The 13,389-nt window shown below is 64.6% G+C and carries 12 protein-coding genes; 10 read left to right on the top strand and 2 right to left on the bottom strand.

Features of this window, described 5'->3' with window-relative positions; translation table 11 throughout:
• A complete protein-coding gene (mgtE, locus tag BUA05_RS04060; RefSeq protein WP_084662462.1) occupies nucleotides 1-1,449 on the bottom strand; it encodes a magnesium transporter in 1,449 nt (482 codons plus the stop codon).
• Nucleotides 1,450-1,550: 101 nt separating this feature from the next.
• Here mgtE and BUA05_RS04055 point away from each other — a divergent pair, with 101 nt between their 5' ends.
• The 3 genes from BUA05_RS04055 to BUA05_RS04045 all read left to right on the top strand — a co-directional run bounded on the left by BUA05_RS04055 (nucleotide 1,551) and on the right by BUA05_RS04045 (nucleotide 4,663).
• The gene (locus BUA05_RS04055) at nucleotides 1,551-2,012 is read left to right on the top strand and encodes a peptidylprolyl isomerase (protein ID WP_072673380.1); all 462 of its coding nucleotides are present in this window, start codon (nucleotides 1,551-1,553) and stop codon (nucleotides 2,010-2,012) included.
• A gap of 123 nt (nucleotides 2,013-2,135) precedes the next feature.
• Nucleotides 2,136-3,491 (top strand): tRNA (N6-isopentenyl adenosine(37)-C2)-methylthiotransferase MiaB, encoded by a 1,356-nt coding sequence (miaB, locus tag BUA05_RS04050; protein ID WP_072673379.1) that lies wholly within the window; start codon nucleotides 2,136-2,138, stop codon nucleotides 3,489-3,491.
• A gap of 140 nt (nucleotides 3,492-3,631) precedes the next feature.
• Nucleotides 3,632-4,663 carry a PhoH family protein gene (locus BUA05_RS04045; protein ID WP_072673378.1) on the top strand — a complete coding sequence of 344 codons (1,032 nt, stop codon included), beginning with the start codon at nucleotides 3,632-3,634 and terminating at the stop codon, nucleotides 4,661-4,663.
• A 59-nt stretch (nucleotides 4,664-4,722) separates the two neighbouring features.
• Here the strand turns inward: BUA05_RS04045 and BUA05_RS04040 are convergent, their stop codons facing one another.
• Entirely contained in the window at nucleotides 4,723-6,843 is a 2,121-nt protein-coding gene (locus BUA05_RS04040; protein WP_072673377.1) for a malate synthase G, read from the bottom strand.
• Nucleotides 6,844-6,969: 126 nt separating this feature from the next.
• Here BUA05_RS04040 and BUA05_RS04035 point away from each other — a divergent pair, with 126 nt between their 5' ends.
• From BUA05_RS04035 to BUA05_RS04005, 7 genes are all read left to right on the top strand, one after another.
• Nucleotides 6,970-8,196, top strand: a complete 1,227-nt coding sequence (locus tag BUA05_RS04035; protein ID WP_072673376.1) for a hydrolase — start codon at nucleotides 6,970-6,972, stop codon at nucleotides 8,194-8,196.
• Nucleotides 8,193-9,209, top strand: a complete 1,017-nt coding sequence (locus BUA05_RS04030; RefSeq protein ID WP_072673375.1) for an arginine N-succinyltransferase — start codon at nucleotides 8,193-8,195, stop codon at nucleotides 9,207-9,209. Before BUA05_RS04035 ends, BUA05_RS04030 begins: the two co-directional genes overlap by 4 nt.
• Nucleotides 9,206-10,456, top strand: a complete 1,251-nt coding sequence (locus BUA05_RS04025; RefSeq protein WP_072673374.1) for an N-succinylarginine dihydrolase — start codon at nucleotides 9,206-9,208, stop codon at nucleotides 10,454-10,456. Before BUA05_RS04030 ends, BUA05_RS04025 begins: the two co-directional genes overlap by 4 nt.
• An 89-nt stretch (nucleotides 10,457-10,545) precedes the next feature.
• The gene (locus BUA05_RS04020) at nucleotides 10,546-10,803 is read left to right on the top strand and encodes a hypothetical protein (RefSeq protein ID WP_072673373.1); all 258 of its coding nucleotides are present in this window, start codon (nucleotides 10,546-10,548) and stop codon (nucleotides 10,801-10,803) included.
• A 161-nt stretch (nucleotides 10,804-10,964) separates the two neighbouring features.
• A complete protein-coding gene (gene ybeY, locus BUA05_RS04015) occupies nucleotides 10,965-11,444 on the top strand; it encodes an rRNA maturation RNase YbeY (protein WP_072673372.1) in 480 nt (159 codons plus the stop codon).
• A 26-nt stretch (nucleotides 11,445-11,470) separates the two neighbouring features.
• The gene (locus BUA05_RS04010) at nucleotides 11,471-12,400 is read left to right on the top strand and encodes a hemolysin family protein (RefSeq protein WP_072673371.1); all 930 of its coding nucleotides are present in this window, start codon (nucleotides 11,471-11,473) and stop codon (nucleotides 12,398-12,400) included.
• 94 nt (nucleotides 12,401-12,494) lie between these two features.
• Nucleotides 12,495-13,379, top strand: a complete 885-nt coding sequence (locus BUA05_RS04005; protein ID WP_072673370.1) for a LysR substrate-binding domain-containing protein — start codon at nucleotides 12,495-12,497, stop codon at nucleotides 13,377-13,379.
• Nucleotides 13,380-13,389: the final 10 nt, after the last annotated feature.

Here is a 13,389-nt window from a genome sequence, read left to right as displayed (position 1 = left end):
TTAGAGCGGGGCGAGGCCTGCCGCCACTGCCAAACCTAAGAAGGCAAAGAAGCCCATCGAATCCGTGATCATCGTCACAAACACGCTGCTGGCGACGGCCGGATCCTGATCCAGCCGTTCAAAAATCACCGGCACCAGCACGCCTGCAAGGCCCGCCACCGCGATGTTGATCACCATCGCCAGCGCGATCACCACGCCCATCATCGGGCTGAACAGCAGGCCCGCCGCAACCCCGATCAAGGCTGCGATGGTGCCACCATTGAGCAGCGCGACGCGGAATTCGCGCCACAATATCCGCCGCGTGTTGGCGCGGGTCAGCTGGTTGGTGGCAATCGCGCGCACGGCCACCGCCATCGTCTGCGTCCCGGCATTGCCGCCGATGCTGGCGACAATCGGCATCAGCACGGCCAGGGCCACCAATTGTTCGATTGCCGCCCCGAACAGCGCGATGATCGAAGACGCGACCACCGCCGTGCCGAGATTGGCGATCAGCCAGCGCACCCGGCTGGAGAAGGCCTCGCGCAGCGGTTCGTTGATGTCGCCATCGCCAGCGCCCGACATCAGCAGCGCATCCTCGCCCGCTTCTTCGGAGATGATGTGCACCACATCATCCACCGTCATCTGGCCCACCAGCCGCCCGCTTTCATCCACCACGGCGGCGGAAATCAGCGCATATTTCTGGAACATCAGCGCGACTTCTTCCTGATCCATCGTGACGGGAATCAGGGTCTGGTCGCGCTGCATCAGGTCTGTCAGCCGGACAGAGCGCGGGGTGGTGAGGATCCAGTTCAGCGCGCAGGTGCCGACGGGGTGGTGGCCTTCATCGATGATGAAAACCTCGAAGAAATCATGCTCCAGATCGCCTTCGTCGCGCAGGAAATCGATCAGGTTGCCCACGGTCATGTGTTCGGGCACCGCCACGAAATCGCGGCTCATCAATCGGCCCGCGGTTTCTTCCGGGTAGGCCAGCGCGCTGGAGACAGCGGCGCGGGTTTCCGGCTCCAGTTCCGCCATGACGGCGCGCTGATCGGCCTCGTCGAGATCCTCGATCAGCTGCACTGCATCATCGGTGTCGAGCTGTTCGGCGATGACCGCCACTGCCTGCGCGGACAGGGTGTCCATCAGGTCTTCGCGGACGTAATCGTTCAGTTCCGCGATGACATCGCTGGTCATCAGATCGCTGATCGCCGAGGCGAGCTGCGCGCGTTCCGAGCGGTCGAGCAGTTCGATCAGGTCGGCAATGTCGGCGGCGTGGAGCGGCTCGACCAGATCATAGACCGCGCCCTTGTCGCCCGCTTCCAATGCGATGTGGACCGCGCTGACATAGGCAGGCTTGAGCCGGTTTTCCTGATCGTGGCGTTCGTCATCCACGCGGTCGTCAGGGCGCACTTCGACCTCGCCCGTATCGGCGATGAGCAGATCGTCGTCGGGAATGCGATCTTCGGCCATGTGCAGGCGTTTAGGCAGGGGGTGATGAAAAGCAAGCGGGGAGGGTGACAGTCACGCCACGCGCGCTATAGAAGCCGCCAAATTCATTCAGGAGACACGACATGGCCGATACCCTCACCTTCACCCTCGACACCGGCGACGGCGAGGCCCGCGACGTTGTGATCAAGCTGCGCCCCGATCTCGCCCCCGGCCACGTTGCGCGCATCACCGAACTGGCGAGCGAAGGCTTTTATGACGGGGTGATCTTCCACCGCGTGATCAATGGCTTCATGGCGCAGGGCGGCGATCCGACCGGCACCGGCATGGGCGGCAGTGACAAGCCCGATCTGGCGGCGGAATTCAACGCCGAACCCCACGTCGAAGGCGTATGTTCGATGGCCCGCGCGCAGAACCCGAACAGCGCCAATTCGCAGTTCTTCATCTGCCTCGACGATGCGCGCTTCCTCGACAAGCAGTACACTGTGTGGGGCGTGGTCGAAAGCGGCATGGAACACGTCCACGCCCTGCCCAAGGGCGAACCGCCGCGCGCGCCGGGCAAGATCGTCAAGGCGACCGTTTCGTAATTTCCCACAAGTGAGTTCCTGCGAAAGCAGGAACCCATTCTGCCAACACCCGTGCGCTCCTGCTTGCGCAGGAGCGCACGGGTGTTGGCATCTGAGGCGCATGCCGCTAAAGGCGCGGGCCTCATGAAACCGCAATCTCCCCCCAAGACCTACCGGGTCAAAAGCTTCGGCTGCCAGATGAACGTCTATGATGGCGAGCGCATGGCCGAATTGCTGGGGGAACGCGGCATCCAGCCCGCGCCCGAGGGCGAGGAGGCGGATCTGGTCATCCTCAACACCTGCCACATCCGCGAGAAAGCCGCCGAAAAGGTCTATTCCGACATTGGCCGGCTGGTGAAGGCGGGCAACAAGGCGGAGGCCCAAGGCGGAAGGGCGCCGATGATCGCGGTCGCCGGATGCGTCGCGCAGGCCGAGGGTGAGGAGATCATGGCGCGCGCGCCTGCGGTCAGCATCGTGGTCGGCCCGCAGGCCTATCACCGCCTGCCCGAGATGCTCGACAAGGCGGCGCAAGGCGAGCGGGCAACCGATACCGACATGCCCGCCATCGCCAAGTTCGACGGGCTCCCGGCGCGGCGCAAGCGCGGTCCCAGCGCCTTCCTCACCGTGCAGGAAGGCTGCGACAAATTCTGCACCTATTGCGTCGTGCCTTACACTCGCGGCGCGGAAATCTCGCGCCCGTTCAGTCATCTGGTCACCGAAGCGCGCAAACTGGTTGAGACCGGCGCGAAAGAAATCACCCTGCTCGGTCAGAACGTCAACGCCTGGAGCGGAGAGGACGAAAAGGGCAGGGCGGCGGGCCTTGCGGGCCTGATCCACGCGCTCGCCGCAATCGACGGGCTGGAGCGTATTCGCTACACCACCAGCCACCCCAATGACATGGACGAAGCCCTGATCGCCGCGCACGGCGAAGTCAGCAAGCTGATGCCCTACCTGCACCTCCCCGTGCAAAGCGGCAGCGACCGGGTGCTCAAAGCGATGAACCGCCAGCACACCGCCGAAAGCTACCTCAGGCTGCTGGAGCAATTCCGCGCCGTGCGCCCCGATATCGCCCTGTCTGGTGATTTCATCGTCGGCTTCCCCAGCGAAACCGAGGCCGAGTTCGAAGACACGCTGCGGATCGTCGATGAAGTCCGCTACGCCCACGCCTTCAGCTTCAAATATTCCCCGCGCCCCGGCACGCCTGCGGCCACGATGGACGGCCAGATCGCGCCCGAAATCATGGACGAGCGCCTGCAACGCCTCCAGTCGCGTATCGCGCAGCATCAGTTGGCGTTCAATCAGGCGAGCGTCGGCAAGACCTGCAAAGTGCTGGTCGAGCGCACCGGGCGCAACCCCGGCCAATGGCTCGGCAAGTCGCCATGGCTGCAATCTGTGTGGTTTGATGGCGACTATGCGATTGGGGACCTCGTCGAGGTGCAAATCGCCGAAGCTGGGCCGAATTCGCTGATGGGGCTGGTGCGCGAAAACGCCGCGGCCTGAACCCCGGCCATCCTGCCGAGGTTGCAACTCGGTGACTTTCCACCGCCATCTCATCGTCCCCGGCTTGCTTTGCCGCCAGCCGCGCCTACCTTTCCGACTCAAGCGCCGGGCTTTTCCTGCGCCCCGAAGCAAAGGAACCTATGGGCCGACGACCCTCACGCGCCGCCAATCCGGCCCTTTCGCCCGATCCGCGCGGCATTCCCGCTCCCCGGCGCGCCCGGGTTGAGCTGACCTTCGAGAACCAGTCATTGCTCGGCCCGCTGTTCGGCCAGTTCGATGCCAATCTGGTGCAGGTGGAAAACCGGCTCGGGGTGTATATCCACGCGCGCGGCCATCAGGTGGTGATCGAAGGGCCGGAGGATGAAGTCGCCCGCGCCCGCCAGACGCTGAAAGCGATGTATGAACGCCTCTCGCGTGGCGAGGATCTGGATAGCGGGGCGATCGAAGCGCTGATCGCGATGTCCAGCGAACCGACTCTGGAAGGCATCATTTCGGGTGAGAGCGATGCGCCGCCGATCATGATCCGCACCCGCCGCAAGACCATCGTCCCGCGTTCGGCCACCCAGATCGAATATATGCGCAGCCTTGCCAAGGACGATATCATCTTCGCGCTCGGCCCGGCAGGCACGGGCAAGACCTATATCGCGGTGGCGCAGGCGGTCAGCCAGCTGATCACCGGCTCTGTCCAGCGTCTGATCCTGTCGCGCCCGGCGGTGGAAGCGGGCGAAAAGCTGGGCTTTCTGCCGGGCGACATGAAGGACAAGGTCGATCCCTATCTGCGCCCGCTCTATGATGCGCTGAACGATTGCATGCCGCCCGAACAGGTGGAGCGGCGCATTGCCTCAGGCGAGATCGAGATTGCGCCGATCGCCTTCATGCGCGGGCGCACGCTGGCGGACAGCTTCATCATCCTTGACGAAGCGCAGAACACCACGCGTGAACAGATGAAGATGTTCCTGACCCGCTTCGGCCAGAACAGCCGGATGGTAATCTGCGGCGACCCCAGACAGGTCGACATCCCCGGCGGCCCGAACATGAGCGGGCTGAATGACGCGGTGACGCGGCTGGAAGGCGTGGACGGCTTCGGCACGATCCGCTTCACCGCCGCCGACGTGGTGCGCCACCCGATCGTGGGCCGGATCGTCGAAGCCTATGAGGGCGAGGGGGCCTAGACCAGCCCCGCGTCTCACGCCCCACGCCCCACGCCTCACACCCCGGCCCTTGCGTGCGCTCAGCCCGCTTTGGCAACCTGCCGCCAGTGGTGCAGCAGCGGTTCGGTATAGCCGCTCGGCTGCTCCACGCCCTTGAAGATCAGGTCCTTAGCGGCGCTAAAGGCGGGTGCATCCTCGTTGCCGGTCAGCGGGGTATAGAGCGGATCGCCTGCGTTCTGGGCATCGACCTTGGCGGCCATGCGGGTGAGCGAATCCATCACCTGCGCCTCAGTGATCACCCCGTGCAGCAGCCAGTTGGCGATGTGCTGCGATGAAATGCGAAGTGTCGCGCGGTCTTCCATCAGGCCGATATCATTGATGTCCGGCACCTTGGAACAGCCCACGCCCGCATCGACCCAGCGCACGACATAGCCCAGCAGGCCCTGACAATTATTGTCGAGCTCCTCGGTGATCTCGGCCTCGGACCAGTTCACGCCCTCGGCCAGCGGGATGGTCAGCAGCGCGTCCAGTCCCGCCGGTTCGGGCAGGGTCTGCTGGATCGCGAACACGTCTTCGGCATGATAATGCAGCGCATGCAGCGTCGCGGCGGTGGGCGAAGGCACCCATGCGGTGTTGGCACCGGCGCGCAGGTGGCCGATTTTCTCGACCATCATCTGCCCCATCAGATCGGGCGCGGCCCACATCCCCTTGCCGATCTGCGCCTTGCCCGAAAGGCCGTGCTTGAGGCCGATGGCAACATTGCGCGCCTCGTAAGACTTGAGCCAGTCCGAACCCTTCATCGCGCCCTTGCGCAGCATCGGCCCGGCGCGCATCGAGGTGTGGATTTCATCCCCGGTGCGATCAAGAAAGCCGGTGTTGATGAACACGATCCGGTCGCGCACCGCATGGATACAGGCGGCAAGGTTGGCGGATGTGCGGCGTTCCTCGTCCATCACGCCGACCTTGATCGTGTGGCGCGGAAGCTCCAGCAAATCCTCAACGGCGTCGAACAGGTCATTGGTAAAAGCGCATTCTTCCGGCCCGTGCATCTTGGGCTTGACGATATAGATGCTGCCCGCCCGCGAATTGCCGAAGCGCCCATGGCCTTCGACATCGAGCGTGCTGATGGCGCTGGTGAAGACCGCGTCCATGATGCCTTCGGGGATCTCGGAGCCGCCTGCCCCGGCCGCCGAGCCGGGGTCGGGCAGGCGGATCGCCGGGTTGGTCATCAGATGGCCGACATTGCGCACGAACATCAGACTGCGGCCCGGCAATGTCTGATCGCTGTCATCGGCTGCCTTATAGGCTTTGTCGCCCGCCAGCGTCCGGGTGAGCGTACGCCCGCCCTTTTCGAAGCTTTCCGACAGATCGCCGCGGATGATGCCGAGCCAGTTGGTGTAGGCCAGCAGCTTGTCTGCCGCATCGACCGCCGCGACCGAATCCTCGCAATCGGCAATCGTGGTGAGCGCGGATTCGACCATGATGTCGGCAATCCCGGCGCGGTCGGTTGCGCCGACGGGCGTGCTCGAATCGAAGACGACTTCGATGTGCAGGCCGTTGTTTTTGAGCAGCGCACCCTTCTCGGTTGCGCCGATATATTGCGCCGGTTCGGCGAGCGTGATGCCGTCGCGTCCTGCCAGATCGGCCCAACTCCCGCTTGCCAAGGGGAAGGCGGAATCAAGGAACTGCCGCCCGCGCACGATCACCGCTGCGCCGCGTTCCTCGTCATAGCCACCGGGCTTGGCGGGCGGCGCATCCAGCGCGTCGGTGCCGTAGAAGGCATCATACAGGCTCCCCCAGCGCGCATTGGCCGCATTCAGCAAGAACCGCGCGTTGAGGATCGGCACCACCAATTGCGGGCCTGCCATGGTGGCGATTTCGGGATCGACGTTCTGCGTGCCGATCTGGAACGCGCCCGGTTCGGGTACGAGATAGCCGATTTGCGTCAGGAACGCCTTGTAAGCTGCCGGATCATGGGGCTTTCCGGCACGCTCTGTATGCCATGCGTCGATCTGCGCCTGCAAATCCTCACGCTTGGCCAGCAGCGCCCGGTTGCGCGGGACAAAATCGGCCAGCAGCGCGGCAAAGCCTTTCCAGAACGCCTCCGCATCGCGGCCCAGCGGCGCCAGAACCTGCGTTTCAAGGAAGCTTGCCAGCCGGGAATCGATGGCCAGGCCGGCGCGGGTGGTCATTTCAGTCATGCGTGTCCTCTTGGGCTCCGGTTAAGCGGATCCTGGGGAGGAGAGAACGGGCCGCGCTATGACGCAGGGGAGGGCCGATTGCAACGGGTTGGACTGGCGCGCGTGGGCGGCTAGAGGTGGAAGGCCATGAATGATACCAACGCCTTTTCCGCCTTCGATGGCGCCGCCATGCTGGCGCAGGTGCAGGCGTGGAGCGCGATCAACACCGGCACCGGCAATCTTGCAGGTCTGGCCAAGCAGGCCGCCGCGCTGGCCGAGGCTTTCGCCGCGCTGCCCGGTACCGTCGAACTGGTCGATCCCGCCCCCGTCACCGCGATTGCCGCCGATGGCAGCGCCTTCGACAAGCCGCACGGCCAGCATCTGGTGGTGCGCGTGCGCCCGCAGGCCAATCGCCGCATCCTGCTGACCGGGCACATGGACACGGTGTTTCCGGCCGACCATCCCTTCCAGCACCAGCGCTGGCTCGATGACGAGACGCTGGGCGGCCCCGGCGTTGCCGACATGAAGGGCGGCATCGCGGTGATGCTGCATGCGCTGCTGGCGTTCGAGGCGACCGCCAGCGCCTCTGCGCTCGGCTATGACGTGCTGATCAATTCGGACGAGGAGACCGGCTCGCTGGCGAGCAGCGCACTGATTGCCGATCTGGCGGCAGGCAAGCTGGCGGCGCTGACCTATGAGCCCGCGGCCCTGCCCGATGGCACGCTGGCGCATGAACGCGGCGGCACGGGCAATTATTCGATCACCTTCACCGGCAAATCCGCCCACGCCGGGCGCAATCCGCATGAAGGGCGCAACGCGATTGTCGCGGCGGCCGATCTGATCTTGCGGTTAAAGGCGTTGGAGCGTGATGATATCACCATCAACCCCGCCAGGCTGGAAGGCGGGGCGGCCAATAATGTCGTGCCCGATCATGCCGTGCTGCGCTTCAATATCCGCCCGAAATCGACCGCTGCGATGGATAGTTTTGATCGCGATCTCAAAATCTTGCTGGATCAAATTGAGGCTACGCACGAAGTATCGACCCATCGCCACGGAGGCGTCACCCGCCCGCCCAAGGCGGTTGATGCGGCGGCACAGCGCCTGTTCGATCTCGTGCGCGCATGCGGCGCGGAACTGGGGCAGGACATCCGCTGGCAATCGACCGGCGGGGTGTGCGATGGCAACAACATCGCAGCTTGCGGCGTGCCGGTGGTCGATACCATGGGCGTGTGCGGCGGGGCGATCCATTCGCCGCAGGAATATCTGATCGTCCCCAGCCTTGCATCCCGCGCCGCCCTGTCCGCCCGCGTGATCGAGCGATTGTCTCAAGGCGCTTTGACACAAGGCGCGCTTGCCGAAGGAGCATTGCCATGAGCTTCCGCCTGCGCGCCGCGCGCGTCTCTGACCTTGAGGCGCTGTATGAAATGGCCAAGCTGACCGGCGGAGGCTTCACCAATCTGCCCCCCGATCGCGGCGCGCTTGGCGCGAAGCTCGAACGCGCCGAGGCCGCCTTTGCCAACGCCGTCGATGTGCTGACGGACGAACAATTCGTGCTGGTGCTTGAAAACGCGCAGACCGGCGCGGTGCGCGGCACCTGCCAGTTGATGACCAAGGTCGGCCAGCGCTGGCCGTTCTATTCCTATCGCCTCAACACCCTGACCCAATATTCGCAGGAGCTTGACCGCACGGTGCGGGCCGAACTGCTCAGCCTCGTCACCGATCTGGAAGGATCGAGCGAGGTCGGCGGGCTGTTCCTTCACCCCAATGAACGCGCCGGCGGCCTTGGCCTGCTGCTCGCCCGGTCGCGCTATCTGTTCGTGGCGATGCACCGCAAACGCTTTGCCGACCGCATTCTGGCCGAATTGCGCGGGATCATCGACGAACGCGGCGGATCGCCCTTCTGGGAAGGGGTGGCTGGCCGGTTCTTCGGGATGAGCTTTCAGGACGCGGATTATTTCAACGCGATCAACGGCAACCAGTTCATCGCCGACCTGATGCCCAAGCACCCGGTCTATATCGCGATGCTGGATGACGATGCGCGTTCGGTCATCGGCGTGCCTCATCCCACGGGCCGCGCGGCGATGCGGATGCTGGAAAACGAAGGTTTCCGCTATGAAGGCTATGTCGACATCTTCGACGGCGGGCCGACCATGATCGCGCCAACCGATGCTGTTTCCAGCGTGAAAAACAGCATCTGCAAGACCGTTGCCGGCCTGTCGATCGAGGAGGGCGAGCGCGCGATTCTGGCAACCGGCCACCTTGGCACCTTCCGCGCCTGTTACGGCGCACGGGTGCTGGATGCGGACGGCGGCATTGCCATCGATTCGGCCAGCGCCGATCTGCTCGACGTGTGCGCGGGCGACGAAGTGTGGAGCGTGGCGCGATGAGCCTCACTGAAATCAATTTCGACGGGATCGTCGGTCCTTCGCACAATTACGCCGGGCTCAGCCTCGGCAATATCGCCAGCGCCAGCCATGCGGGCGATCCGTCCTATCCGCGCGCCGCTGCCTTGCAGGGGGTGGCGAAGATGCGCAGCAATCTCGCACGGTTGGGGGTGCAGGGCTATCTGCTACCGCTGCCGCGCCCCAACCACGCGCTGGCCGCCGCGCTGGCACTGGACGGCAGCGAGGTGCCGCAGCTGCGCGCCGCGCCGTGGTCGGCATCGAGCATGTGGACCGCCAATGCCGCCACCGTCTCCCCAGCGCCCGATACCGCCGACGGGCGCTGCCACCTCACCCCCGCCAACCTCGTCACCATGCTCCACCGCGCGCAGGAATGGCCCGATACCCAGCGCCAGCTTGCCATCGCCTTCGCCGACACCCGCCATTTTGCGATCCATGATGCCGTGCCGCCCAGCTTCGGCGATGAAGGCGCGGCCAATCACATGCGGCTGTGCGAAAGCCATGACCAGCAAGGCGTCGAAGTCTTCGTCTATGGCCGCACCGGTGGGCGCTTTCCCGCACGCCAGCACGAACAGGCCAGCCGTCTTGTCGCCCGCGCCCACGGCCTCGCGCCAGAGCGCACCGTGTTCATCGAACAGAACCCGCAGGCGATTGCGGCGGGCGCGTTTCACAATGATGTGGTGGCGGTGGCGAATGGCCGGGTGCTGTTCACCCATGCCGAGGCCTTTGCCGACCAGCAGGGTGCCTATGACGCGATCCGCGCCGCCTTCCCCGCGCTGGAGGTGGTCGAGGTGCCATCGCGCGCGGTCAGCCTTGAAGAGGTGATCCGCACCTATCTGTTCAACGCGCAATTGCTGACCCTGCCCGATGGCACGATGGCGCTGATCGTGCCCGAGGAATGCCGTGAAAGCCCCGCCGTGTGGGGCTGGGTCCAGACCATGCTCGCAGGCAATGGCCCGATCCGGCAGGTCATCCCGGTCGATGTGCGCCAATCCATGGCCAATGGCGGCGGCCCGGCCTGCCTTCGCCTGCGGGTGGTGTGCGCGTCCGAAACGGTCGATCCGCGTTTCCTGCTCGACGAAGCCCGCGCCGACCTGATCGAGCGCACCATCGCCGCCCACTGGCCGCAGCAGATCGACCCGTCCGATCTGGGCAGCGAAAGCCTTGCCGCCAGTGTGATTGCGGCCCGGCTGGCCTTGCTCGATGCGCTCGATCTGGCACAGCTTGGTTAACGCGTTTGCGCAATTGCCCGCGATGGGTTTAGGGTCGCCCCAAGGTCAAAGCGGTGCCCAGGGACGGTGCCGGGATTTCGGGAGAGACCATGCTGCGCAAGGTCGGACGGCTGTTCGTGATCAAGAATCGCTTTGAGGCGTTCGCGATCATCTATGCGCTGGCCCTTGGCGCGACGGCGCGCGGTGCGGCCTATCTGGACGAATTTCCCGGCTTTGGCGGCCAGATGCTGTTCATGGCCACCACCGGCGCGGTGTTCCTTGCCGGGGCCAAGATCCTCGATTGCCTCAGGCTTGAACGCGAATTGGCGGTGCTGCGCGCGGATGATGGCCCGGCCTCTGCCGACTGAACGGCGCGGCGCGCTTTCCTACCGCCGGTTCTTCGCGCTATTGGCCAGTGCCATGAACCACCTGCCCATCCCGGTTGTTGTTCCCGCCTGTGCATTGCTGCGCGGCAGGGACGGGTTTTCTGTTCCTGGACAGTGTCTCATGTGTCTCCAACAGGCGCGCGATGCAGCTTGATATCGACATCGAGGATTGGCCTGCGGGCGCGTGGGACGCGCTGGCGCAGCGCGCCGCAATGGCGGCGGGGGCGGGCGAATCGCTGCTCGCCAATCCGCGGCTGATGGTGAGCCTGCTGTTCACCAGCGATGCGGAAGTCCACGCGCTGAACCGCGAATGGCGCGGGCGCGACAAGCCCACCAATGTCCTGTCCTTTCCCATGCTGGGGCGCGATGAACTGGCTGCGCTTGGGCCGGATGGCCCGCCGGTCATGCTTGGCGATATCGCGCTGGCGCACCAGACCTGCGCGCGCGAAGCGGACGAGAAGGGCGTCAGCCTCGATCATCATGCCGCGCATCTGATCGTCCACGGGTTGCTGCATCTGGCCGGTCACGACCATGTCGATTCGGATGCACAGGCCGAGGAAATGGAAGCATTGGAGACAGCGATACTTGCAAAACTGGGTATCGCTGACCCATATGACGCATGACAACAGGAGGAGCATTGTCAAAGGCCATGGCCGATTCCCCATCTTCCGCCTCTTCTTCGGGAGACGCGGACAGTAGCAGCGGGCTTTGGCCTGCTCTGCGCAAGATCCTGAAGCTGGAAAATGCGCGGTCCCTGCGCGAACAGCTTGAGGAAGCGATCGACGAACACGAGGACGAGAACGGCACCTCGGCTGCCGAGGATAGCGGCCAGCAGCGCGGCGACCTGTCGCGGGTGGAGCGCCAGATGCTGCGCAACCTGCTGCATTTTTCCGAACATGATGCCGACGATGTGGCGGTGCCGCGCGGAGAGATCATCGCGGTGGATGCGTCGATCAGCTGGGACGAACTGGTCGCGGCTTTCTCGGAAAACGGCCATTCGCGCATGCCGGTCTATCGCGAGACGCTGGACGATGTGATCGGCATGATCCACATCAAGGATGTCTTTCCGATCATCGCCAACGCTGCTCCGCCGCCCGCGGACTGGACCACGCTGCTGCGCCAGCCGCTCTATGTACCGCAGGCGCGCGGTGCGCTCGACGTGCTGGCCGACATGCGTGCACGACGGGTGCATCTGGCGATCGTGGTTGACGAGTTTTCGGGCACCGACGGGCTGATCACGATCGAGGATCTGGTCGAGGAGATCGTCGGCGAGATCGAGGACGAGCATGACGAAACGCCCGAAGCGCTGATCGTGCCGATCGGCGAGGGGATGTGGGATTGCGATGCCCGCGCCGAGCTGGATGATGTCGCCGAGCAGGTCGACCCGCGCCTTGCTGAGGTCGAGGAGGCGGTCGATACGCTGGGTGGGCTGGCCTTCGTGCTGGCCGAGGCGGTGCCGCCGGTCGGGACCATGCTGGAACATCCCAGCGGCTGGCGGATTGAAGTGACGGCAGGTGATGAAACCCACGTCAAACGCCTGCGGCTGCATCCTCCCGTGACGGAGGGCGAGGTGCAATAGGCGCAACTCGTCGGCTCTGGATGCAATTTTTCTTCGGTTTTTTGCATCCCTTTTGTGTTTTGTCCGTATCTCCTCCCAGCAAGGAGAGATTTTCATGCCGTCACGTCGTCTGCCCCCATTGCGCGCGCTTGAGGCCTTCATGCGCACGGTCCGGCTTGGCTCGGCCCGGGCAGCGGCCGAGGAGATCGGATTGTCCCCTTCGGCGCTGTCGCGGCGGATCACCAATCTGGAAGAATTCGTCGGCAAGAAGCTGTTCACCCGCGCCCGCCAGTCGATGCAGCTGACCGATGAAGGTCAGGCCTTCTACGAGGCGGTCAACCCGCACCTTGAAGCGCTGGCACGGGCGGTCGAAAGCCAGTCGGACAATATCGCCTTGTTGCGGCTGCGGCTGGGCGTGCTGCCGATGTTCGGCAGCCAGCGGCTGTTCCCGCGGCTGGGTGAATTGCGCAAGCGCCACCCGCTGCTGCATATCGACATCGACACTGCGCCGCATCTGGAAGACCGGGTGGGCGACACGCTGGATGCCGCGATCATCCTGTCGCGCGGGCCAGCCAGCGGACTGCACGCGGTGCGGCTCGACCACAATCTCGTCCATGCGATCTGCAGCAAGGAAGCGGCGCGCGCGATCGGCTCGGAAATCACGCCGGAAAGCCTGGCGAAGCAGACCTTCCTGATCCACAATGAACTGCCCGAAAGCTTCATGGCCTGGAAGAAGGCCAACCAGCTCGATGACATGGAAGCGGGCGCGATCGATCATTACGATTCGGGTGCACTGATGCTGGAGGCTGCCGCGCAGGGCCTCGGCATTGCGATCATGCACGATGATCACCTGCGGCGCGCCAATGACAACCGGCTGACCAATCTGCCGGGCGTGGCGGTGGAAAGCCCCTATTCCTACTGGTTCGTGTGCAAGCCGGTGTCGCTGGAAAGCCGCCCTGTGCGATTGTTCCATGATTGGCTGGTAAGGGCGGGGCTGTAGCGCGATTGGC

The organism is Erythrobacter sanguineus (assembly GCF_900143235.1).
Classification (GTDB): Bacteria; Pseudomonadota; Alphaproteobacteria; order Sphingomonadales; family Sphingomonadaceae; genus Erythrobacter; species Erythrobacter sanguineus.
The sequence above is the reverse complement of the archived record's forward strand: the minus strand, read 5'-3'. Positions and strand labels throughout refer to the sequence as shown.

Coding starts and splice junctions, on each gene's coding strand:
- BUA05_RS04030 (WP_072673375.1), top strand. CDS start 8,193: ATGAGCTTCCGCCTGCGCGCCGCGCGCGTCTCTGACCTTGAGGCGCTG.
- BUA05_RS04035 (WP_072673376.1), top strand. CDS start 6,970: ATGAATGATACCAACGCCTTTTCCGCCTTCGATGGCGCCGCCATGCTG.
- BUA05_RS04055 (WP_072673380.1), top strand. CDS start 1,551: ATGGCCGATACCCTCACCTTCACCCTCGACACCGGCGACGGCGAGGCC.
- BUA05_RS04025 (WP_072673374.1), top strand. CDS start 9,206: ATGAGCCTCACTGAAATCAATTTCGACGGGATCGTCGGTCCTTCGCAC.
- miaB (WP_072673379.1), top strand. CDS start 2,136: ATGAAACCGCAATCTCCCCCCAAGACCTACCGGGTCAAAAGCTTCGGC.
- mgtE (WP_084662462.1), bottom strand. CDS start 1,449: ATGGCCGAAGATCGCATTCCCGACGACGATCTGCTCATCGCCGATACG.
- BUA05_RS04040 (WP_072673377.1), bottom strand. CDS start 6,843: ATGACTGAAATGACCACCCGCGCCGGCCTGGCCATCGATTCCCGGCTG.
- ybeY (WP_072673372.1), top strand. CDS start 10,965: ATGCAGCTTGATATCGACATCGAGGATTGGCCTGCGGGCGCGTGGGAC.
- BUA05_RS04010 (WP_072673371.1), top strand. CDS start 11,471: ATGGCCGATTCCCCATCTTCCGCCTCTTCTTCGGGAGACGCGGACAGT.
- BUA05_RS04020 (WP_072673373.1), top strand. CDS start 10,546: ATGCTGCGCAAGGTCGGACGGCTGTTCGTGATCAAGAATCGCTTTGAG.
- BUA05_RS04045 (WP_072673378.1), top strand. CDS start 3,632: ATGGGCCGACGACCCTCACGCGCCGCCAATCCGGCCCTTTCGCCCGAT.
- BUA05_RS04005 (WP_072673370.1), top strand. CDS start 12,495: ATGCCGTCACGTCGTCTGCCCCCATTGCGCGCGCTTGAGGCCTTCATG.